The sequence below is a fragment of the Bradyrhizobium sp. 1200_D9_N1_1 genome, from assembly GCF_052075915.1.
In the GTDB taxonomy this organism is placed as follows: domain Bacteria; phylum Pseudomonadota; class Alphaproteobacteria; order Rhizobiales; family Xanthobacteraceae; genus Bradyrhizobium; species Bradyrhizobium diazoefficiens.
Window position 1 is genome coordinate 3,211,603 of record NZ_CP197226.1, and the last position, 20,270, is coordinate 3,231,872.

18 protein-coding genes are annotated in these 20,270 nt (G+C 64.5%); 8 read left to right on the plus strand and 10 right to left on the minus strand.

The genetic code is table 11. The features are described 5' to 3' along the window. Nucleotides 1-33 precede the first annotated feature (33 nt). Nucleotides 34-1,080 carry a peptidase M29 gene (locus tag AB5K84_RS15420; protein ID WP_110116766.1) on the plus strand — a complete coding sequence of 349 codons (1,047 nt, stop codon included), beginning with the start codon at nt 34-36 and terminating at the stop codon, nt 1,078-1,080. Here the strand turns inward: AB5K84_RS15420 and AB5K84_RS15425 are convergent. The 5 genes from AB5K84_RS15425 to AB5K84_RS15445 are packed head-to-tail and all read right to left on the minus strand — an operon-like array spanning nt 1,077 to nt 6,811. Beyond that, nucleotides 1,077-2,069: a 3-hydroxybutyryl-CoA dehydrogenase gene (locus AB5K84_RS15425; protein WP_110116765.1), complete on the minus strand. Its 993-nt coding sequence runs from the start codon at nt 2,067-2,069 to the stop codon at nt 1,077-1,079. The genes AB5K84_RS15420 and AB5K84_RS15425 overlap by 4 nt on opposite strands. Before the next feature lie 3 nt (nt 2,070-2,072). Next, complete coding sequence (locus tag AB5K84_RS15430; RefSeq protein WP_110116764.1) at nt 2,073-3,161, minus strand: NAD/NADP-dependent octopine/nopaline dehydrogenase family protein; 1,089 nt, start codon at nt 3,159-3,161, stop codon at nt 2,073-2,075. Beyond that, entirely contained in the window at nt 3,158-4,693 is a 1,536-nt protein-coding gene (locus tag AB5K84_RS15435; protein ID WP_110116763.1) for a class I adenylate-forming enzyme family protein, read from the minus strand. The genes AB5K84_RS15430 and AB5K84_RS15435 overlap by 4 nt, the downstream gene beginning before the upstream one ends. 2 nt (nt 4,694-4,695) lie before the next feature. Next, a complete protein-coding gene (locus AB5K84_RS15440; protein WP_110116762.1) occupies nt 4,696-5,985 on the minus strand; it encodes an acyl-CoA dehydrogenase family protein in 1,290 nt (429 codons plus the stop codon). Nucleotides 5,986-5,992: 7 nt separating this feature from the next. Continuing rightward, on the minus strand, nt 5,993-6,811 hold the full coding sequence (locus tag AB5K84_RS15445) for an alpha/beta fold hydrolase (protein ID WP_110116761.1): 819 nt from the start codon (nt 6,809-6,811) through the stop codon (nt 5,993-5,995). 196 nt (nt 6,812-7,007) lie between these two features. Between AB5K84_RS15445 and AB5K84_RS15450 the strand changes: the two genes are divergently transcribed. The 3 genes from AB5K84_RS15450 to AB5K84_RS15460 all read left to right on the plus strand — a co-directional run bounded on the left by AB5K84_RS15450 (nt 7,008) and on the right by AB5K84_RS15460 (nt 10,087). Next, nucleotides 7,008-7,769 carry an SDR family NAD(P)-dependent oxidoreductase gene (locus AB5K84_RS15450; protein WP_110116760.1) on the plus strand — a complete coding sequence of 254 codons (762 nt, stop codon included), beginning with the start codon at nt 7,008-7,010 and terminating at the stop codon, nt 7,767-7,769. A 43-nt stretch (nt 7,770-7,812) separates the two neighbouring features. Further along, on the plus strand, nt 7,813-8,649 hold the full coding sequence (locus AB5K84_RS15455; RefSeq protein WP_011088822.1) for an enoyl-CoA hydratase family protein: 837 nt from the start codon (nt 7,813-7,815) through the stop codon (nt 8,647-8,649). 187 nt (nt 8,650-8,836) lie between these two features. Then, on the plus strand, nt 8,837-10,087 hold the full coding sequence (locus tag AB5K84_RS15460; RefSeq protein WP_161534088.1) for a flavin-dependent oxidoreductase: 1,251 nt from the start codon (nt 8,837-8,839) through the stop codon (nt 10,085-10,087). Nucleotides 10,088-10,183: 96 nt separating this feature from the next. On the opposite strand, the gene AB5K84_RS15465 is transcribed toward AB5K84_RS15460, so the two are convergent. Both AB5K84_RS15465 and AB5K84_RS15470 read right to left on the minus strand, forming a co-directional pair. After that, entirely contained in the window at nt 10,184-10,639 is a 456-nt protein-coding gene (locus tag AB5K84_RS15465) for a cupin domain-containing protein (RefSeq protein ID WP_011088820.1), read from the minus strand. A gap of 27 nt (nt 10,640-10,666) precedes the next feature. Next, nucleotides 10,667-11,842: an ABC transporter substrate-binding protein gene (locus AB5K84_RS15470; protein WP_110116759.1), complete on the minus strand. Its 1,176-nt coding sequence runs from the start codon at nt 11,840-11,842 to the stop codon at nt 10,667-10,669. Nucleotides 11,843-12,119: 277 nt separating this feature from the next. On the opposite strand from AB5K84_RS15470, the gene AB5K84_RS15475 reads away from it, so the two are divergent. The 3 genes from AB5K84_RS15475 to AB5K84_RS15485 all read left to right on the plus strand — a co-directional run bounded on the left by AB5K84_RS15475 (nt 12,120) and on the right by AB5K84_RS15485 (nt 14,933). After that, nucleotides 12,120-12,611: a MarR family winged helix-turn-helix transcriptional regulator gene (locus AB5K84_RS15475; protein WP_060908314.1), complete on the plus strand. Its 492-nt coding sequence runs from the start codon at nt 12,120-12,122 to the stop codon at nt 12,609-12,611. Between the two features lie 149 nt (nt 12,612-12,760). Continuing rightward, entirely contained in the window at nt 12,761-14,452 is a 1,692-nt protein-coding gene (locus tag AB5K84_RS15480; protein ID WP_441232539.1) for a benzoate-CoA ligase family protein, read from the plus strand. 22 nt (nt 14,453-14,474) lie between these two features. Continuing rightward, nucleotides 14,475-14,933, plus strand: a complete 459-nt coding sequence (locus tag AB5K84_RS15485) for a RidA family protein (RefSeq protein WP_110117344.1) — start codon at nt 14,475-14,477, stop codon at nt 14,931-14,933. A gap of 27 nt (nt 14,934-14,960) precedes the next feature. Here the strand turns inward: AB5K84_RS15485 and AB5K84_RS15490 are convergent, their stop codons facing one another. Next, nucleotides 14,961-15,689 carry a CBS domain-containing protein gene (locus AB5K84_RS15490; RefSeq protein WP_110116757.1) on the minus strand — a complete coding sequence of 243 codons (729 nt, stop codon included), beginning with the start codon at nt 15,687-15,689 and terminating at the stop codon, nt 14,961-14,963. Nucleotides 15,690-15,899: 210 nt separating this feature from the next. On the opposite strand from AB5K84_RS15490, the gene AB5K84_RS15495 reads away from it, so the two are divergent. Beyond that, nucleotides 15,900-17,741 carry a PHA/PHB synthase family protein gene (locus AB5K84_RS15495; RefSeq protein WP_110116756.1) on the plus strand — a complete coding sequence of 614 codons (1,842 nt, stop codon included), beginning with the start codon at nt 15,900-15,902 and terminating at the stop codon, nt 17,739-17,741. On the opposite strand, the gene AB5K84_RS15500 is transcribed toward AB5K84_RS15495, so the two are convergent. Then, nucleotides 17,738-18,712: a CHAD domain-containing protein gene (locus AB5K84_RS15500; RefSeq protein WP_011088813.1), complete on the minus strand. Its 975-nt coding sequence runs from the start codon at nt 18,710-18,712 to the stop codon at nt 17,738-17,740. The genes AB5K84_RS15495 and AB5K84_RS15500 overlap by 4 nt on opposite strands. Before the next feature lie 15 nt (nt 18,713-18,727). Next, nucleotides 18,728-20,260, minus strand: coding sequence for a bifunctional aminoglycoside phosphotransferase/ATP-binding protein (locus AB5K84_RS15505; RefSeq protein ID WP_110116755.1), 1,533 nt, complete (start codon nt 20,258-20,260; stop codon nt 18,728-18,730). Nucleotides 20,261-20,270: the final 10 nt, after the last annotated feature.

Consider the following 20,270-nt stretch of genomic DNA (forward strand, 5'->3'; position numbering starts at 1 on the left):
CGGAACAAGAAACCACGATACCGGGAGTGAACCATGCTGGCTGATCGCATCGAAGCAAAATGGATCGACGCATTTTGTGAGATTTTCGAACGATGCGCCGTCAAGGCCGGCGATACCGCGGCGATCCTCTCGGAGACGCAATCGCGTGCGCTGAATGTACATCTGGCGGAACTCGCGCTGCTGCGGATGGGCGCGCGGCCATTTCATGCGGTGATGCCGACGCCGCGCAATCGCAATATCGTTCCGGTTCGTTCGACAGGCGCGAGCGAGGCGATCCAACGGCTCGGCCCGGTAATCAGCGCGCTTCAGCAGGCCGGCTTTGTGGTTGATTGCACCATCGAGGGCCTGATGCACGCGGTGGAGACGCCCGAGATCCTCAAGGCAGGCGCGCGGATCCTGGTGATCTCCAACGAGCACCCGGAGGCGCTGGAGCGGATGGTGCCGGACCCCGCACTCGAGAAGCGCGTTCGCGCGGCGGCGAAGATGCTGCGCGGGACCAAGCGGATGCGGGTCACCTCGAAAGCCGGCTCGGCGCTCGACGTGGACATGATCGGTGCTTCAACGGTCGGCGTGTGGGGCTGGACCGACAAGCCCGGCACGCTCGCGCATTGGCCGGGCGGCATCGTCGTCAGCTTTCCCAAGAGCGGGACGATCAACGGTACGCTGGTGATGGCGCCCGGCGACATCAACCTGACATTCAAGCGCTACCTGACGTCACCTGTGAAGATGACGTTGAAGGACGATTACGTCGTCGAGCTGGAAGGGGAGGGCACGGATGCCGCAATGATGCGTGCTTATCTCGCGGCCTGGGGCGATCGCGAGGCTTACGCCGTATCGCATGTCGGTTTCGGCATGAACCCTGGCGCGCGCTATGAAGCGCTGTCGATGTACGATCAGCGCGACACCAATGGCACGGAGATACGTGCGGTCTCCGGCAATTTCCTGTTCTCGACCGGCGCGAACGAATTCGCCGGCCGCTACACCGCAGGTCATTTCGACCTGCCGATGATGGGAACCACTATCGAGCTGGACGGCGTCGCGGTTGTGCGGGACGGCGTGCTTCAGGACGTCTTCGGCTAGTCGCGGTCGAGCACTGGCGGGCGAGCCAGCTCGAAATGCCGGAGCAGGTCGACCATGGCCTGGAGCCGCTTTGCCCGATAGGCGTCGACATCGAGCCCGGAATAATCGAGAAAGCCTGCGCCGGTTCGCAGGCCGATCCGGCCTTCGTGCATGTTGCGCGAGATGACGTCCGGCGCGCGATAGCGGTCGTTGCCGAGGGCACCTTCGAGATAACGGCTCGCATAGTAGAGGATATCGCCGCCGCCCCAGTCGATGAACTCGAGCAGCCCTAGCACGGCGTAGCGGAAGCCGAAGCCGTAGCGGATCGCCTTGTCGATCTCCTCCGCGCTGGCGACGCCTTCCTCGACCATGCGCGCGGCCTCGTTCATGGCCAGCGCCTGGATGCGCGGGACGATGAAGCCGGGCGTCGCCGCGCAGACCACCGGAACCTTGCCGATCCCTTCAAGCAGCGCCTTGACCTCCTCGATGATGGCTGGATCGGTGGCTTTGCCGGGCGAAACCTCGACCAGCGGGATCAGATAGGCCGGGTTGAGCCAGTGGACGTTGAGAAAGCGGCGAGGGTTCACGATCGCGCCGGACAGATCGTCGACCAGAATGGTCGACGTGGTCGATGCAATGATCGTGTCGGGCTTTACCTGTCTTGAGGCCGCCCCCAGCACCTCCCGCTTGAGTTCGACGACTTCAGGGACGCCCTCAAAAACCATTCCGGCGTCGGCAAGCGCTGCGCCGCTCTGGCTAGCCGTCACAACCGAGACGCGCGCGATGAGCGGATCGACATCTGCCTCGGTCAGCAGCCCCAGGTTCGAGAGGCTCGCGAATGTCTTCCTGATTTCGCCGAGCGCATCCGCTTCGAGCTTGGCGAAGTCCTCGGCGGAACGGGGCTTGACGTCGATCATCGTGACCCTGTGCCCGGCATAGGCGAACGCGACGGCGATGCCGCGCCCCATGCGGCCGGCCCCGAGACATGCGATGTTGGCGCGACTGGTCATCGATTAGAATCCATTGCGAAGCAGCGTCTGCAATTCGGCCTTGCCGAGGCCGCCGAGACCCAGCGTATCGAGGGTTCGGCCGCCTTGGGCAAAATCTTCACCGCAGATCGCGCCACCGATGGCGAGGAAAGCCTTAGCCAGCGGCGTAGCCACGCCCGCGAGGCCGGCGACGGACACCAGCAGCGACAATCCAAGCCGCAAATCCTCACGCATGTAGCGGTGCTCGGTCAGCACGATGCGTTCGCGCCAGTCGCCGGAGTCCGTCAGCCGGTCATGCGAGCCGCGACCATACATCCAGATTTCGCCCTTCTTCGCGTAGTGGTGAGCGAGCGGGAAATGCGGTGCACCGTAGCCGAGCGCCTCCCGCACCGCGATCCGCTCGGCGTCGAGCGCGTCGGTCACCCGGCGGATCGAGGCCTGCGTTCCTTCCTTGTGGATGTCCCATCGCTCGAAATGTTCGATCGGGCCGGTGTTCATCACGATCAGTGGCGGATGGATGATGGGACCTGCATTCATCAGCGCGCCGGACAGCGCATCTCCGCATGGTTCGATTGCGTCGGGGAAGGCGCGTCCGATCACGTCGAGCGCGTGCGGCGCCCGGTCGAGCGGAAAGACGCCAACCGGTAGCCGCTTCGCGCGGATCGTGATCGCGACCTCGAACGGCCCGTGCTTGCGGGTGAGCCAGGGCAGCGTGCCGGTTTCGGCAAAGCTCGCCTTGGCCTGGTTGCCGGCGTCCTGCGCAGCCTTCGCGAAGATCATCGAGCCGAATGTCGCGGGCGGCAGAAACACGACTTGGCCGTCCCGCAGGTGCGGTGCGACGAGCCTGGCAATATCCGGCTGTGCGAAGGCAGGGGCAGGGCACAGGATCAGTTCGACACCGTCCATGGCTTCGGCGATGTCGGTCGTCACCAGCGCCAGCTTCATGTCGTGGCGGCCGTTATGGTCCTTCACCAGGATGCGCGAGCCGTCGGCGCGATGCGCGGCGACCTGATCCGCGTCGCGGCGCCAGAGCCGGACCTCATGTCCCGACAGCGCCAAATCGCCCGCGGCCGCGAAAGAGCCGTTTCCCCCGCCCAGAACTGCAATCTTCAAGAGGTTTCTCCCCGTGCGCGCGACTGCGCGTCAAGCTGCTTCAGCAGAAAATGCTGGACCTTGCCCAGCGCCGTGCGCGGCAGGTCGGTGACGAAGACGATCTCGCGCGGAACCTTGAAGCGAGCAAGCTGCGCCTGGAGATGCGCCCTCAGTTCCTCCGCTTCGAGCCGACAGCCGGATCGCCGGATCACATAGGCGATCGGTACCTCGTCCCAGCGCGGGTCCGGCCTGCCGATCACGGCGCATTCGCTGACATCGGGGTGTTCCAACAGGACGCGCTCGACCTCGGCCGGGTAGACATTCTCCCCGCCGGAAATGATCAAGTTCTTCTTGCGGTCGCGGATCCAGAAATAGCCGTCGGCATCGCACAGGCCGATATCGCCGGTGCGATACCAGCCATCGCTCAGCGCATCGTGCGTGGCGTCCGCATTCCCCCAATATTCGAAGAACACGTTGGGGCCGCGCACCGCGATCTCCCCTGGCGTGCCCGCCGGCACCTCACGGCCGGCCTGATCAATCACTTGCGCTTCGCAGCACAGGCCCGCAAGTCCGGTTGATCCCTCTCGCGAGAGATCGCCGCCAAGCCGCGTATAGATCGCGATGGGGCAGGTTTCGGTCGAGCCATAAACCTGAAGCACGGGAACGCCGCGCGCGACAAAGCGGTCGATCAGGTGCGGCGGCACGATGGTCGAACCGGTGGCCACGGCCTTGAGCGATGAGAGATCGGCCGTGGTCCAGGCGGGATGCTCGCTGACGGCCTGAATGATGGCCGGCACCATCACCGTCAGCGTGGGGCGATCGCGCGCGATCGATGCGAGCGCCGTATCCGGCGCGAAGCGGGCGTGGATCGTGACGGTCGCGCCGAGCTGAAGCGCCGGCGTGGTCTGGATATTGAGACCTCCGACGTGGAACAACGGCAGCACCGTCAGCACGTGATCGTCGGACGTCATGCTGTGCATGTGCTGGCTCATGACGCCGTTCCAGAACAGCGCTTCCTGACGCAGCACCGCGCCCTTCGGCCGGCCGGTGGTCCCTGATGTGTAGACGATGAGGAGCGGGCAAGAGAGGTCGGTGTGCGGATTTCGGCTGGAGCCGTCGCTATGCGCCAGCAGGCTTTCGAAAGTCGTGCCGCGCGGCGGCGCAAAGTCGAGGCCGACAACGGATGTCCCCGGCGCTGCCCGCACGAGCTCGGAAAGAACTCCCTCAAATGCCTGCTCGAGCACCAGGACCTTGGCGCCCGCATCGGTGAGAATGAAGAGCTGTTCGGCGATCGCCAGCCGCCAGTTCAAGGGCACCAGCATCGCCCCGAGCCGCGCGCAGGCATAGAGCAGAACCAGATAGTCCGGCCGGTTCAGGCTGAGGATCGCGACGCGATCGCCCCGGCCGACGCCGAGCTCCTGCTTCAAGGCAGTGGCGGTCTGCTCGATACGCGCGGCAAACGCCGCGTAGCTCAGCCGCTCCCCCTCGAAGGCGATAGCCGTCTTGTCTGGCGCGAACGCCGCGTTGCGGTCGATCAGACTACAGAGGTCCACCGTCAGTCGTCCGTTTCGCCAGCCTCATACAGCGCCTCGCGCCCGATACGGTCGAGACAGAGCTCGGCCGTCCAGGGCAGCATCAGCGAGCCGCAGCGGCTGTCGCGATAGATCCGCTCCAGCGGGAGCGAGCGAAGCATCGCCTGGCCGCCGCAGGTGCGGATCGCGAGTGCGGCGAGCTCATTGGCCCCCTCCATCACCGAATATTGCGCGGCGTAGGCGCGCAGCACCTGCTCCTTGCTCGGATTGGCGCGCGCCTCCGTGACGGCCTGGAACCAGATCGACTTGATCTGCTCGAGCTTGATCTGCATCTGCGCGACCGCGATCTGCTTGGTCGGGTACATCCGTCGCTTGACCGGCGGCATGCCCGGCACCTCGCCGCGCAAGTAACGCACGGTGAAATCATAGGCCGCTTGCGCGAGACCCATATAGGTCGGCGACAGCGTCAGGAACATGTGCGGCCAGCGCATCGCGGCCTGGAAATAGACGCCGCGTGGCATCAGCGCGGAATCCTCCGGGACGAACACGTCCTCGAACAGCAGCGTTCGCGATACCGTTCCGCGCATGCCGAGCGGATCCCAATCGCCGACGACGGAAACGCCCTGCGACTTCGCCGGAATTGCGAGGTAAAGCGTGTTGCGGCGCGAGGCCTTATGGCCTTCCTCGATTTCGGTGCAGAGCACGCCGTAATAGTCGGCGTGACCGGACAGCGATGCAAAGATCTTCTTGCCGTTGACGATCCAGCCGCCCTTCACGGGCTTTGCCTGCGTTCCGAAGGCGACGCCGCCGGCGGCCGCCGCACCGCCTTCGGAGAAGGGCTGCGAATAGATCGCGCCGTCCTCTACGATGCGCTTGTAGTGGACGGCGCGCCGCCGCTCGTGCTCGGCGCGGGTCTCCGCGTCCATGTCGAGATCGTCCGCGAGGGGGCCCGACCACAGGGTGGAGCAGACATGCATGTTCCAGGTCAGTGCTGTCGCGCCGCAATAGCGGCCAATCTCGGCTGCGGCCAACGCATAAGTCTGGTAGTTCGCGCCGAGGCCGCCGTGCTTCTTGGGGACGGCGATGCCGAGCAGGCCGACGCGATGCAGGTCGCGATAATTCTCGGTCGGAAAGATCGCCTCGCGGTCGTAGGTCGCAGCGCGCCCGGCGAACACGCTCTGGCCGATCTCGCGGGCGCGCGCGATGATGCCGGCCTGTTCGTCGCTCAGGCGGAACGCGACGGGATCGAAGATCGGTGCATCCAGCACGACCTTGTCACTCGCGCCGATCGTCTTGCTGACTTGCATGGTCATTGCGCAGTCACCTGTGTTTTGCAACGACTGAGTCCAGGAACTTGCCGAGCGCCTCGTCAAAGGCCTCGGGACGTTCAAGGTTCGCGAGATGGCCGACGCCGGCCAGCTCGACATATTGAGCCGAGGGAATGTAGGTCGCCGTCTTCGCCATCATGGGTGCCGGTGCGTTGTTGTCCTTGGAGCCGGACAGCAGCAGCGTCGGCACGGAAATATCCTTGAGCGTGCTGCGCTGATCGAACCCGATCAAGGCCAGCATCATGGCGCGATAGCTCGCTTCGGGCACGCTTCCCATGCAGGCACGCGCAAGTTCCATCCCTTCCGGATCAGGAGTGTCCCCCACAAGCTCCTTCACCAGCGAGGGCGCCAGCGACCTCATCGTCTCGCCGCGATCGAGCGGTCCGAGCCGCGCTGCGATGAACGATTTCTGCCAGTCGCCATCGGCCTTGCCGAACGCCGGGCTGGTCTGCGCCAGCACGACCGCGCGCGCCAGTTTCGGCGATTGCTCCAGCCATTTCTGGACGATCATGCCGCCGATCGAATGTCCGACCAGAATGGGCCTTGTTACGCCGAGCTGCTCGATGAATTGCTGGAGCGCATCGGCCAGGGCAGCGATGCTGACGCGGGCAAGCGGCGCCGATCCGCCATAGCCCGGCATGTCCCATGCGATCGCGCGGAAGCGGTCGCCGAATGTGGCAAGCTGGTGCCACCAGGCGCGCGCCGCGCCGCCAATCCCATGCAGGAAAATCAAGGGTATCGCGCCCGGATCGCCGGTGGCTTCATAGGCGAAGCGTCCGTCCTTTGTTATCATCGGCGCAGGTTGCGGCACGCGATATCCTCTTGCTGAGCCCGGCGATGCTAACAGGCCTATCGTCGATGGGAAGAGATAATTTTATACTTAAAGCAATTTTCGGGCCGGTCTTTCCCGCGTGGGCTTTCGCGACGTCGACTGGCGCCGTCGTTGCAAAAGTTTGAAGGTTAAAATATATCGGAGGCACGATCAGCAGATCCCAAGGAGCCAGCGCATGTCCGGATTGCCGCACTCGCCGCACGCACTGGTAACCGGTGGCGGCCGTGGAATCGGCCGCGCGATTGCAGCATCCCTCGTCGGCGCCGGCGCCACCGTGACGGTGCTCGGCCGGAATGCCGCAGTTCTGGACGAGGCGGTCCGCGCGGGTGCGGCGCATTTTGCAGCTGTCGCCGATGTCTCGGACGAAGCTGCGCTGAAGGCAGCCATCGCGGAGGCGCATGCGCGAAAGCCGATCGACATTCTGATCGCCAACGCGGGCAGTGCGGAGTCCGCACCGTTCTCCAAATCGGACAGCGCCCTGTTTGCGCGCATGATGGACGTCAATTTCATGGGTGTGGTCCATGCCGTTCGCGCCGTACTGCCGGGGATGAAGGATCGCCCCTATGGCCGCATCGTCGCGGTGGCGTCGACGGCGGGGCTGAAGGGTTACGCCTATGTCAGCGCGTACACCGCGGCCAAGCATGCAGTGGTCGGTCTCGTGCGTTCGCTCGCCCTCGAGATGGCCGGCAGCAACGTGACCGTGAATGCGGTGTGTCCCGGCTTCACGGACACCGATCTGGTCGCCGGCAGCATCGAAAACATCATGAAGAAGACAGGGCGAACCCGCGAGCAGGCGATCGCCGAGCTCGCCAAGCACAACCCGCAAGGGCGGCTGATCTCGCCTCAGCAGGTGGCCGACGCCGTGCTTTGGTTGTGCGGCGAGGGTGCCGGCGCGATCACGGGGCAGGCGATTGCCGTTGCCGGCGGTGAGATCTAGCGTGCGCGACGCAGGCCCAGAACGAGGAAGCTAAGGAGATCGTATGAGCAGACCAGCCAATCCCGTGACCCTGCCGCTCGCGGACTATTCGCCGCAGCACTTCCTGCTGGCCGTGGTCGACGGCGTTGCCACGGTGACGCTCAATCGTCCCGAGCGGAAGAACCCGCTGACCTTCGAGAGCTACCGGGAACTCACTGATTTCTTCCGCGCCTGCGCGTTCGACGATGCGGTCAAGACGATCGTTGTCAGCGGCGCCGGCGGCAACTTTTCGTCCGGCGGCGATGTATTCGAGATCATCGGCCCGCTCGTGAAGATGGATACCAAGGGGCTCACTGCCTTTACCCGCATGACGGGAGATCTCGTCAAGGCGATGCGGGCGTGCCCGCAGCCGATCGTGGCCGCGGTCGAGGGCATTTGCGCGGGCGCCGGTGCGATCGTCGCCATGGCGTCGGACATGCGCCTTGCCGCGAGCGGGGCCAAGGTCGCGTTCCTGTTCAACAAGGTGGGCCTCGCCGGCTGCGACATGGGGGCCTGCGCGATCCTGCCGCGGATCATCGGCCAGTCCCGGGCCTCCGAGCTGCTCTATACCGGCCGGTTCATGACCGCGGAGGAGGGCGAGCGCTGGGGCTTCTTCAGCCGCATCGTCACGCCGGAGCAGGTGCTGCCCCAGGCGCAGCTCCTGGCAAAGCAGATCGCCGAAGGGCCGACCTTCGCCAACACCATGACCAAGCGGATGCTGGCGATGGAATGGGCGATGTCGGTGGAGGAGGCGATCGAGGCGGAGGCCGTTGCTCAGGCCCTGTGCATGACCACAGCGGATTTCGAGCGTGCCTTCCAGGCCTTCGCCAACAAGGTCAAGCCGGTCTTCAGGGGCGACTAAGGCGGTTGCTTTTACCCGTGGAGGGGCCAGCAATGGGGACTTGCGCGAAATTGGGAGCTGAGAATTAAGGCTAAGCCCAAGACCCCGGCCAAGCTCAAGGTGGAGGCGACAAAGCCGCTTGCGGCGGAGTGACCGCCCATGCGACGTTAACCCCATTGCCTGGCGTATTTCGAGTGGAGTAAGGGCGATGAAGGCGATTATCGTCGGTGGCGGTATCGGAGGTCTCACCACGGCATTGATGCTGCGCTCGCGCGGCATCGCTTGCGAGGTTTTCGAGCAGGCCGACACCATTCGCGAGCTTGGTGTCGGCATCAACACGCTGCCGCACGCCATGCGAGAGCTTGCCGGCCTTGGCCTGTTGCAAAAGCTTGACGACGTCGCGATCCGCACCGATCAGCTCTACTACCTCAACCGCCATGGCCAGGAGGTCTGGCGCGAAGCCCGCGGCATCGACGCGGGGCACGACGTGCCGCAATTCTCGATCCACCGCGGTCGCCTTCAGGGCGTCATCCATCGCGCCGTCGAGGAGCGGCTCGGGGCGGAGGCAATCCACACCGGCTGCCGTCTTGGTGCGTTCACACAGGACGAAGGCGGCGTTACGGCTTACTTCTTCGATCGCTCAGGCGCACACATCCACACGGCGCGCGGCGATATCCTGATCGGTGCCGATGGCATCCATTCGCGCGTGCGCGACACGCTGTTCCCGAACGAAGGACCGCCGTGCTGGAACGGCCTGATGCTGTGGCGCGGCGCGCGCGACTGGCCGCTGTTCCTCACCGGCAAATCCATGATCGTGGCCGGTGGCCTCAACGCCAAGGTCGTGATCTACCCGATCGCGGAAGGCTCGAGCCCCGCGAGCCGTCTCACAAACTGGGCGGTGCTGGTGAAGGTCGGCGAGGGCAACGCCCCGCCGCCGCGGAAAGAGGACTGGTCGCGTCCGGGCCGGCGCGAGGAACTGATGCCGCATGTGGCGCGCTTCTCGGTGCCCTATATCGATGTGAAAAGCCTGATCTCGGCAACGCCTGAGTTCTACGAATATCCGACCTGCGACCGCGATCCCTTGCCCTATTGGTCCTCGGGACGCGTCACGCTACTCGGCGATGCCGCGCATCCCATGTATCCGGTCGGCTCGAACGGCGCCTCGCAGGCGATCCTCGATGCGCGGTGCCTTGCCGACGCGCTGGTGCGCGCCGAGCATCCGCGTCAGGCGCTGGTCGAATATGAGAAGAAGCGCTTGCCGATGACCGCCGATATCGTTCGCTCCAACCGGCGTGGCGGCCCCGAAGGGGTCATCGACGCCGTCGAGCAGCTTGCGCCTGATGGCTTCGACAATGTCGACAACGTCCTGAGCTATTCCCAGCGCGAGGCGATCGTGCGCGGCTATGCCACCAAGGCCGGCTTCGCTGCGGTGCCGGGGCTCGCAGCGGTGCGCGCCTGAGACGCAAAGGGGCGATGAACCGTCATCGCCCTTTGGCTTTTTGATTGAGCAAGACCTTTCCGGAAAACCGCCTCGCGCTTTTCCGGGGGCATGCCGCTAGCCGCCGGGAGGCGGCGGCAGGAAGTGGATGTTGAACTCGGCGGCCATCGCCACCACGTCCTCAGGCTTCTGCTCCTTCATGTTGTGAAGGCCCCAGAACAGGTCGAACAGCTTGCGGCTCGGCGCCACCCAGAACAGCACTTTTGCGGTCTGTTCCGACTTGTTGAAGATGCCGTGCGGCACGCCCATGCCGAGGCGGATCAGGTCGCCCGCGGTTGCCTGTGACTCCGAATTGCCGAGCATGAAATCGAGCTTGCCCTCCAGCATGTAGAGATACTCATCCTGGTCGGGATGAATGTGCGGCGGCACGAATGTGCCCGGCGGCAGCGTTGCGTGCCAGGAGAAGCTGTTCTCGGCATAGCTCTTCGGCACATAGGTCTGGCCGAGGATGTTCCAGGAAATGCCCTGGATGCCCTCATTAGCCCGTGTGATGCCGGTGATTTCGCTCTTCATTGCAGTCCTCCCGTAACGCGATGCGGCTTAGTTTGCCGCCTTGCAGTCCTTGGCATAGCGGTCGCCGTAGTTCTCAAAGACCCTCTGGACGATCTCGGTCTGGAACTTGCCGTCCGGGCGCTTGGCAACCTTGGTGAGGTAGAAATCCTGGATCGGATAGCCGTTGGTGTTGAACTTGAAGGCGCCGCGCAGCGAGGTGAAGTCGGCCTTCTTCAGGGCGGCTGCGACGGCATCCTTGTTGGAGAGGTCGCCCTTCACACCCTTGATGGCGCTGTCGATCAGCATGGCGGCGTCATAGGCTTGGAAGGCGTAGGTGCCGGGCACGCCGTTGTAGGCGGCCTCATAGGCTGCGACGAACTTCTTGTTCTGGGGATTGTCGAGATTGGGTGCCCAGTTCGCGCCGCCGAACATGCCGACGGCCGCGTCCTGTTGCGCCGGCAGGGTCGATTCATCCACCGTGAAAGCCGAGAGCACCGGAATGCTATCGGCAAGGCCGGCCTGCCTGTACTGCTTCACGAGATTAACCCCGAGACCGCCCGGCATGAACGTGAAGAGCGCATCGGGCTTCTGCGAGGAAATCTTGGAAAGCTCCGGCTGGAAGTCCAGCGTGTTCAGCGGCATGTAGGATTCCTCGACGATCTCGCCCTTGTAGTCGAGCTTGAAGCCGGCGACCGAGTCCTTGCCGGCCTGATAGTTCGGCACCATCAGGTACATGCGCTTGTAGCCGCGATCCTGCGCGACCTTGCCGAGGATCTCGTGAACCTGATCGTTCTGGTACGAGGTCACATAGAAGAACGGGCTGCAGTCCTTGCCGGCAAAGGTCGACGGGCCGGCATTGGGGCTGATCAGGAAGACTTTCGATTCCGTCACGGGGCGGTGGATCGCCTGGAGAATGTTGGAGAAGATCGGCCCGACCACGAAGTCGACCTTGTCGCGTTCCAGAAGGCCCTTGACCTTGGTCACCGCTGCGTCCGGCTTGAGCTCGTCGTCGACCACCACGACCTCGACATCGCGGCCGCCCATCTTGCTGCCGAGATCCTTCACCGCGAGTGCAAAGCCGTCGCGAACCTGCTGGCCGAGTGCGGCGGCGGGTCCCGACAGGGTCACGATCACACCGAGCTTGATCTTCTCCTGGGCGAGGGCGGGGCTCATTGCCGTGCCGAGCAGCAAGGCGGCTGCGGCCAAGGTCGTTTGCGTCTTCATGGTCTGTCCCCCGTGACATCAGGGCCTGCGCTGCAAGCCGCGTACTCCAATACAAGCTTATGCCGATGATGGCTGCCGCGGCAAGCAAAGCCCAAGACGCCGCCATCTCGCGAGGCAGCGAGCATGCAAGCGGCGCGCCAATTACTTGAAGCCTAAAGAAATCGACGTGCGGTCGATTGCTGCAGCTTTGGACTTGCGGCCGGCTTCAATTTATTTGAAGCTCAAAACGTTGGGAATCCGTGCTGGCGCCAATGCCTGCCGTCAATGACTGCATCAGATGCTTGATTCCGAGACCAAGGCCGTCGAGACGCCGGAGGACCACGCCGAAGAGCTTCGGCTGTGGCTGCGTATGCTTACCTGCACGACCCTGATCGAGGGCGAAATCCGCGGCCGCCTGCGGCAGCGGTTCGACGTCACGCTGCCCCGTTTCGATCTGATGGCACAGCTCGACAAGGCGCCCGATGGCATGACGCTGTCCGATGTCTCCAAGCGCATGATGGTCTCCAACGGCAATGTCACCGGCCTCGTCGAGCGTCTGGTGGAATCCGGCCATCTCGACCGGCGCACGTCGGAGACCGACCGCCGGGTCCAGGTGATCCGCCTGACAAAGCTCGGGCGCGCCGAGTTTCGCCGGATGGCGGCGGAACACGAGACCTGGATCGCCGATCTCTTCGCCGACCTGACGCCGAAGGATGTGCGCGAGCTGATGCGGCTCCTCGCAAAGACCAAGGCGTCGGCGCAGAAGTCGGCTGGCCGCCGCCGGGCGTAGGTCCCGCGGGCCGATGCGCCCGTCAATCCCACCTTGCCGCAGGAAAATGCACGGGATGCCCAAAATCCACTATTGCACCAAATTGTTTTAAGCCTAAAATGTTTCCCAGTTAGTGCTGCCGGGTGCTTCCATGCGCAAAGGAGCGTGCGATGGCCAACGCCGCCAAGGTTCAAATGTCGGGCTCGTCTGACGGCAATGCTGCGACGGCCCATGTCGATACGTTCGCACGGCAACATCTGCCGCCGCGCGAGCTGTGGCCCGACTTCATCTTCACACGGCCTGAGCTGCAATATCCGCCGCGATTGAACTGCGTCGGCTATTTCCTCGATCGCTGGGTCGACGAGGGCCATGGCGACGCGCCTTGCGTCATCAGCCCCGCGGTCAGCTACAGCTATCGCGAGCTGCAAGCGCTCGTGAACCGTATCGCCAATGTTCTGGTCGGCAAGCTTGGTCTCGTGACCGGCGGGCGCGTGCTGCTGCGCTCTGCCAACAATCCGATGATGGTCGCAACCTATCTTGCGGTGATCAAGGCCGGAGGCATTTGCGTCGCGACGATGCCGCTGCTGCGCGCCAAGGAGCTGTCCTATCCGATCCAGAAGGCGGAGATCACGCTGGCGCTCTGCGACGGAAAGCTCGCCGACGAGATGGAGAAGGCGAAAGCTGCAGCGCCCGGTCTCAAGCAGGCCGTCTATTGGGGCAACGGCGCGGCCGACTCGCTCGAGGCGCTGATCGCCGACGCAAGCCCGGAGTTCAAGGCCGTCGATACCGCCTCCGACGACGTCTGCCTGATCGCCTTCACGTCGGGCACGACCGGCGATCCCAAGGGCACCATGCATTTCCACCGCGACATGCTGGCCGTCTGCGACGGCTACGCGCGCAACATCTTGCGCGCCGAGCAGAAGGATCGTTTCGTCGGCTCCGCACCGCTCGCCTTCACGTTTGGCTTCGGCGGCGTGCTGTTCCCCATGCATATCGGCGCCTCCTTCGTCGTGCTGGAGAAGACGACGCCGGACGACATCCTGACGGCGATCGAGCAGTACAAGACCACGGTCTGTTTCACCGCGCCGACCGCGTATCGCGCCATGATCGGCAAGCTTCCGGGCCGGGATATTTCTTCGCTTCGCAAGTGCGTCTCCGCCGGCGAGATACTGCCCAAGCCGACATTCGATGCCTGGTTCAAGGCCACCGGCATCAAGCTGATGGACGGCATTGGCTCGACCGAGATGCTGCACATCTTCATCAGCGCGACCGAGGACGAGATCCGTCCGGGCGCAACCGGCAAGCCGGTGCCGGGTTATGAGGCGAAGATCGTCGACGACGCCGGCAATGACGTGCCGCCTGGGACGATGGGGCGCCTTGTGGTTCGCGGTCCGACCGGGTGCCGCTATCTCGCGGACGAACGGCAGCGCAAATACGTCCAGAATGGCTGGAACATCACCGGCGACACCTACCTGATGGATGACGACGGCTATTTCTGGTACCAGTCGCGCTCCGACGACATGATCGTGTCGGCCGGCTACAACATCGCAGGCACTGATGTCGAGGCGGTGCTGCTGACGCATCCCTCCGTCGCCGAGTGCGGTGTGGTTGGCGCACCGGACGAGGCACGCGGAATGATCGTGAAGGCTTATATCATCGCCGCGCCCGGCGTAACGCCGGATGCCCAACTTGCGGCCGAGTTGCAGGAATATGTCAAACGCGAGATCGCGCCCTACAAGTACCCGCGCGCGATCGAGTTTGTGACGCAATTGCCGAAGACCGAGACCGGCAAGTTGAAGCGTTTTGCCCTGCGGCAACTGGCTCAGGCTGCGGCGACGTCGTCGGGCGTTGCGGCAGAATGAGGGAAGGACGGAGCATTTGTCCGTGACAACGCCGAAAGGCCCGCAGCTCGCGGTGCTGTCGACCGCCGATGAGAAGGTCACGCCTTCGGCGGCGCAGATCCTCCAGCCGGCCGGCTGGCCGGTGCCGAAAGGCTACGCCAACGGCATGGCCGCCGAGGGGAGGATCGTCGTCACCGGCGGCGTGATCGGTTGGGATGCCGACGAGCGTCTCGCGGACGGCTTTGTCGCGCAGGTCCAGCAGGCCCTGAGCAACATTGCCGCGATCCTGACTGAGGCCGGCGCACGCCCTGAGCATCTCGTGCGCCTGACCTGGTACGTCGTCGACATGGACGAATACCTCGCGAACCTGAAGGAGCTCGGCAAGGTCTACCGTGCCGTCTTCGGTGCGCACTATCCGGCAATGGCTCTGCTTCAGGTGGTACGGCTGGTCGAGAAGGCGGCGCGCGTCGAGATCGAGGCCACCGCCGTCATTCCCCGCTGAGCCGCGGTTGCTCCTCAGCTTGCCTTGTTAGCTCGCTTTGGCGAGGTCGTCGTCCTCGGGCGAGTTTAGATAAACGCCGGACATGGTGTCGACCCAGCACAAATGGTCGTGCACCTTCTTCACGCCCTCGACGTTCTCCGCCGCGACGACCGCGGCCTGCCGTGCGCGTTCTTCGGTGATGACGCCGCTGAGGTGAACGATGCCGTCGCGAACGATGACGTTGAGTCCGAACGGGCACCAATCGTTCTTCTCCATGGTATCGATGATGCGGTTGCGAATATGATCGTCATCGGCCGTCGGATCCGGCACCTCGCGGGCGAGCCCTGCGACAGCCTGCAACAGGTTGGCGCGGGACACGATCCCGACGACCATGTCGCCGCGTACCACCGGCAGGCGCTTCACGTTGTTCAGTTCCATGAGGTCGACGATCTCCGCGAGCGCCGTGTCCTCGGTGATGGTCACGGGCGAGGCGGTCATCACCTCCGAGACCTTGCGGCCGTGCTCATGGACGAAGTCGCTGGCCGATTTGCCCGGACCGAGGATGAACCGCAACCAGCGCCCCCGCTTGCGCCCGGTGCCGATCTCGCTGCGGCGGATGAAGTCTCCTTCCGAGACGACGCCGACGAGCTTGCCGGTGTCGTCGACCACCGTGAGGCCGCTGACGTGCCGCTTCAGCATGATGTTGGCCGCCTCGACGATGCTGGTATCGGGGGTGACCGAGATGACCGACCGGGTCATGATCTGATGGGCGCGCATAGACGACTCCGCTGGCTTGTCGAATTTCAATGCGCAAAACCTAGCCCGGCCGTCGGGGTGTGGTTTGACTCAGGTCAAGCGATCCAGGCCGTTTCTCCCTGGTTGAGCGATTGTGATCCGTGCCCGGATTTGATGCAGCTCAACACGTATCGGAAGCGTCGCCATATCCTGCTGCCGAGATAGACCAGAAGCCCGCAGGATCATTCAGCCATGAGCGTCGTGAAGGTATTTCCACGGGCCGAAGAGCCGCCGGCACAGGCTCTCCCCGCCAATTCGGCTGCCGAAGCCCCTGCGACGATCCCCGAAAGGATCCCTGAGAAGCCGGTCGTCGCCAATTCCCTGCCTGCATCGGAGCCGTACCCTTTCGACCGCGCGTTTCATGCGGTGCTGGCGCGGTTCACGGGCGGGATTTCGCCTGTGGCCTTGTCGCTCGCCTGGCTCGACTGGAGCACGCATCTTGCCGCGGCGCCGGAGCGCCGGATGCAGATGTTCCGTAACGGTCTTCGCGATACCGGTATGCTCCTGCAAGCCGTCGCGCACGCGACCTCACAAAAGCCGTGGTCCGTGATTGAGCCGCAGGGACGCGATCGTCGCTTCAAGGACCCGCAATGGGAGACCGCGCCGTTCAATCTGCTTGCGCAGGCGTTCCTGCTGTCGGAGCGCTGGTGGCACGATGCCACGACCGGCGTGCGTGGCGTGTCGCATGCAAATGAAGCCGTCGTCGAGTTCTCTGTGCGCCAGATGCTCGACATGCTGGCGCCGTCGAATTTCGCGGCCACCAATCCGCAGGTTCTCGAAAAGGCGTTCCAGAGCGGCGGCGAGAATTTTGTGTTCGGCTGGCAGAACTGGTGCAGCGATCTGATGCGGCTGCTCTCTGTCTCAAAGACGGCGGGTGACGAGCAGTTCGTCGTCGGCAAGACGGTGGCAGCTACGCCCGGCAAGGTCGTCTACCGCAACGATCTGATCGAGCTGATCCAGTATCATCCCACGACCGCGCAAGTGCGACCCGAGCCGATCCTGATCGTGCCGGCCTGGATCATGAAGTATTACATCCTCGATCTGTCGCCGCAAAATTCCCTGGTCCGGTATCTGACCGGTCAAGGCTTCACCGTGTTCGCGATCTCCTGGCGCAATCCGGATGCGAAGGACAGGGATGTTGCCTTCGACGACTATCGCAAGCTGGGAGTGATGGCCGCGCTGGACACGATCGGCCGGATCATGCCCGATCGGAAGACCCATGCGCTCGGCTACTGTCTGGGCGGCACGTTGCTGTCGATCGCCGCGGCGGCCATGGCGCGCGACGGCGATGGCCGTCTCGGCACCATCACGCTCCTTGCCGGCCAGACCGACTTCACCGAGGCCGGCGAATTGACGCTCTTCATCAACGAGAGCCAGGTCGCCTTCCTCGAAGACATGATGTGGCAGCGCGGCTATCTCGACACGACACAGATGGCCGGTGCGTTCCAGCTGCTGCGCTCCAACGAGCTGATCTGGTCGCGGCTGTCGCGTGACTATCTGATGGGCGAGAGTTCGCAGCCGAGCGATCTGATGGCCTGGAACGCCGATGCCACGCGGCTGCCTTATCGCATGCACTCGGAGTACTTGCGCAAGCTGTTCCTCGACAACGATCTGGCCGAAGGCCGCTATCGCGTCGAGGGCAGGAGCGTCTCGCTCTCCGACATTCACGCGCCGATGTTCGTGGTGGGCACGCTCGCCGACCACGTGGCGCCGTGGCGATCCGTCTACAAGATCCACTATCAGGCTGATGCCGACGTAACCTTCCTGTTGACCAACGGCGGCCATAATGCCGGCGTCGTCGCGCCTCCTGACGAGCCCTGGCACACCTATCAGGTCATGACCAAGGCCGCGGATGCGCCGTATGTCGGCCCGGACGAGTGGCTGAAGCTGGCGCCGCGTGTTGAGGGATCGTGGTGGCCGGAATGGGCCCAATGGCTGGCGGCGCGCTCAGGTGAGCCCTGTGATCCACCGTCGATCGGTGTCGGGGGTGCTGACGGTCTGCCCGACGCGCCGGGAGACTACGTCCACAGCTAATCCTTGGGCTCCGCGTTCGGAGCAAGGTCTGACGAGCGGAAGGGCTTGGCCTTGTCCAGTTTCCGGTAGGCCGTAGAGGCGGTTCGCAGCAGCCTCTTTTCCCGCTTGCGGTCGAGGAAGCGAATGCCGGCCTCGGGGCCGGCGCCGTTCAACGACGCTGCCAGCGCTTGCCCGCGCGCATCGTCGTTCAATTGCCCGAGGGACCTCTGTGCCTTGCGCAATTGCTTGAGGATGGACTTCTGCTTCGCCAGGGAATCGTCATCGAACAGGTCCGTGAGCGACTCGATCGAATAGGTCAGCCGCTTGTTGAGAAGCCGCAACCTGTGTCGTTTCTCGACATCGAGCTTGCGCAGCTTCCTGGCCTTCCTGAGCAGCGTCTCTTCCCACTCGGTCAGCCGCGCCGTCGCGTGGTCGGCGAGCGAGCAACGGCGCAACCTGACGGCTTCCTTGCTGCGCCGGGTCGACCAGGGCCCGCTCTCGATCCACGCCGAGGTCTGCTCGACCAGGCGCTTGTAGCGCGCGGATTGCAGCGCGCGCGCGAGCAGGCGGTGGCTCTCGGCGCGCTTCTCGTCCCAGTGCTGGAGCTCGGCGATCACGGCGAGCTCGTCGCCACTCTCGGCGACGACCCGCTCGATCGCCACGTCGAGATCCCGCACCAGGCCGAGCTGGCTGTTGAGCCATTTCAGCTCGGCCCAGACGTTCGGCCGCAGCGTGTCGTCCACCATGGGCGAGAAGAAGCGGATGGCGGTGCGCAGATGCGTCAGTGCGATGCGGATCTGGTGCAGCGCGTCGGGATCGCCGCGGCAAGTGCCGTCGTGCTGGGCAAGGACCGCACCGAGGTGGCGGCGGGCGATGATCCGGAACGCCGTATCGCAGGCCATGCCGGGGCTGAGGCGGCCGGGCAGGGCATTGCGCCGCGTCGCCGGCTTGGCGCGCGCGGTCGCGGTCGAACTCGTGGTGGGTTGCGACATCCTTGCCCGCGTCAATCAGATTGCCTTATTTTGCGCTGCGATTGCGTCCCGGCAGCGCTGGAGCGTCTGCTCTTGTGTCCCGGATGCATCGATGGTCGCCCAATCGACATGGCCGATATTATAGTGCTCTTGCTGCGCAGCAACCTCTTGCGTGGCGTCGGAGGCATCGCCGTGGCGGCCGCCGATGCGCGCCTGACGGGTCGCGAGGTCGGCGACGAGGAATAGTCCGCTCAGCGGCACGTTGCATTGGCGGGCCATGGCGGCCAGTTGCTCCCGTTCGGACTCGCTTGCAAAGACGGCATCGACGAGTGCGGAATGGCCTTGCGCCAGCACCTGTCGGGCGCTCTGCACCAGCACCTCGTAGACGCGTGCCGTGACCTCGGGCCGGTAGGTGGACGGCGGCAGCCGGTGGGTGTGTTCCACCTGAAACAGCTGCTTGCGAATGATGTCGCTGCGCAGCACGACGGCTCCCGGTTGCGGCGCGACGTTGGGTGCCAGCGCGCGGGCGAGGGCGGACTTGCCGGTGCCCGATAGTCCGCCGACCGCAATTAGGCGCGGGGTGGGCGGGTGGATCAGAGCCCTCGCGAGATCGAAGTAGCGGCGCGCCTCGTGAAGAATTCCTGTCCGGTCGGCATCGGGCCGCGTCAGCCGCGCCAGCGCCACCTGGGCGCGGATTGCCGCGCGAATGGACATGAACAGCGGCAGGACCGAGAGCGCATCGAGGTTTTCGGGCGGCGTCGCGGCGAGATACCGGTTCAGGACGATATTGGCTGCGAGCGGTTGATCGTGGTGCAGCATGTCCATCAGCGTGAACGCGAGGTCGTAGAGCACGTCGACAGTTGCGATTCTCGCATCGAACTCGATCGCGTCGAACAGCACCGGCTGGTCGTTGATCGCAACGATATTCGCAAGATGCAGGTCGCCGTGGCAGCGGCGCACGTATCCCTGACGGCCGCGTTCTTCGAGCAGCGGCCGCAGGCGCTGCAATACCGCGTGCGAGGCTTCGCCGAGTTGCTCGATCTCTTCGGCTTCGAGATGGTTGCCCTTCCGCAAGCCGTCGCCGTTTCCATCGACGAGGCCGGGGATGGAGGCAACCCATGCCGTGCCGTCGGCGCGAGGTGCCATCGCGTGCGACGCCACGATGGCATCAGCGGCAGCCGAAGCGAGGTTCGCATCCAGCGGGCCGGCCTTCGCCAGATGATCCAGCGTCCGGGTTTCGTCGAAGCGGGACATGTCGACGGCATACTCGACCGGCCGGCCGCGGCCGTCGACCTGCAGCGATCCGTCCGGCTCCTCGGTGATCGCCACGACGCGGTGATAGATCTGCGGCGCCAGCGGCCGGTTGATCCTGATCTCCTCCTCGCAGGCCGTCTTGCGTTTCTCGAGCGTCGAATAGTCGAGGAACGGAAACCGGACAGCCCGCTTGATCTTCAGCGCGCGGCCGCCGTCGAGAAACACCGACGCGGCATGCGTATCGATCCGTATCACGCCGGGATGCGCGCAGAGCGCCGTGAAGATCCGTTCCTGGGCAGCCGTTTCGTCTGTCATCGAAGCTGGT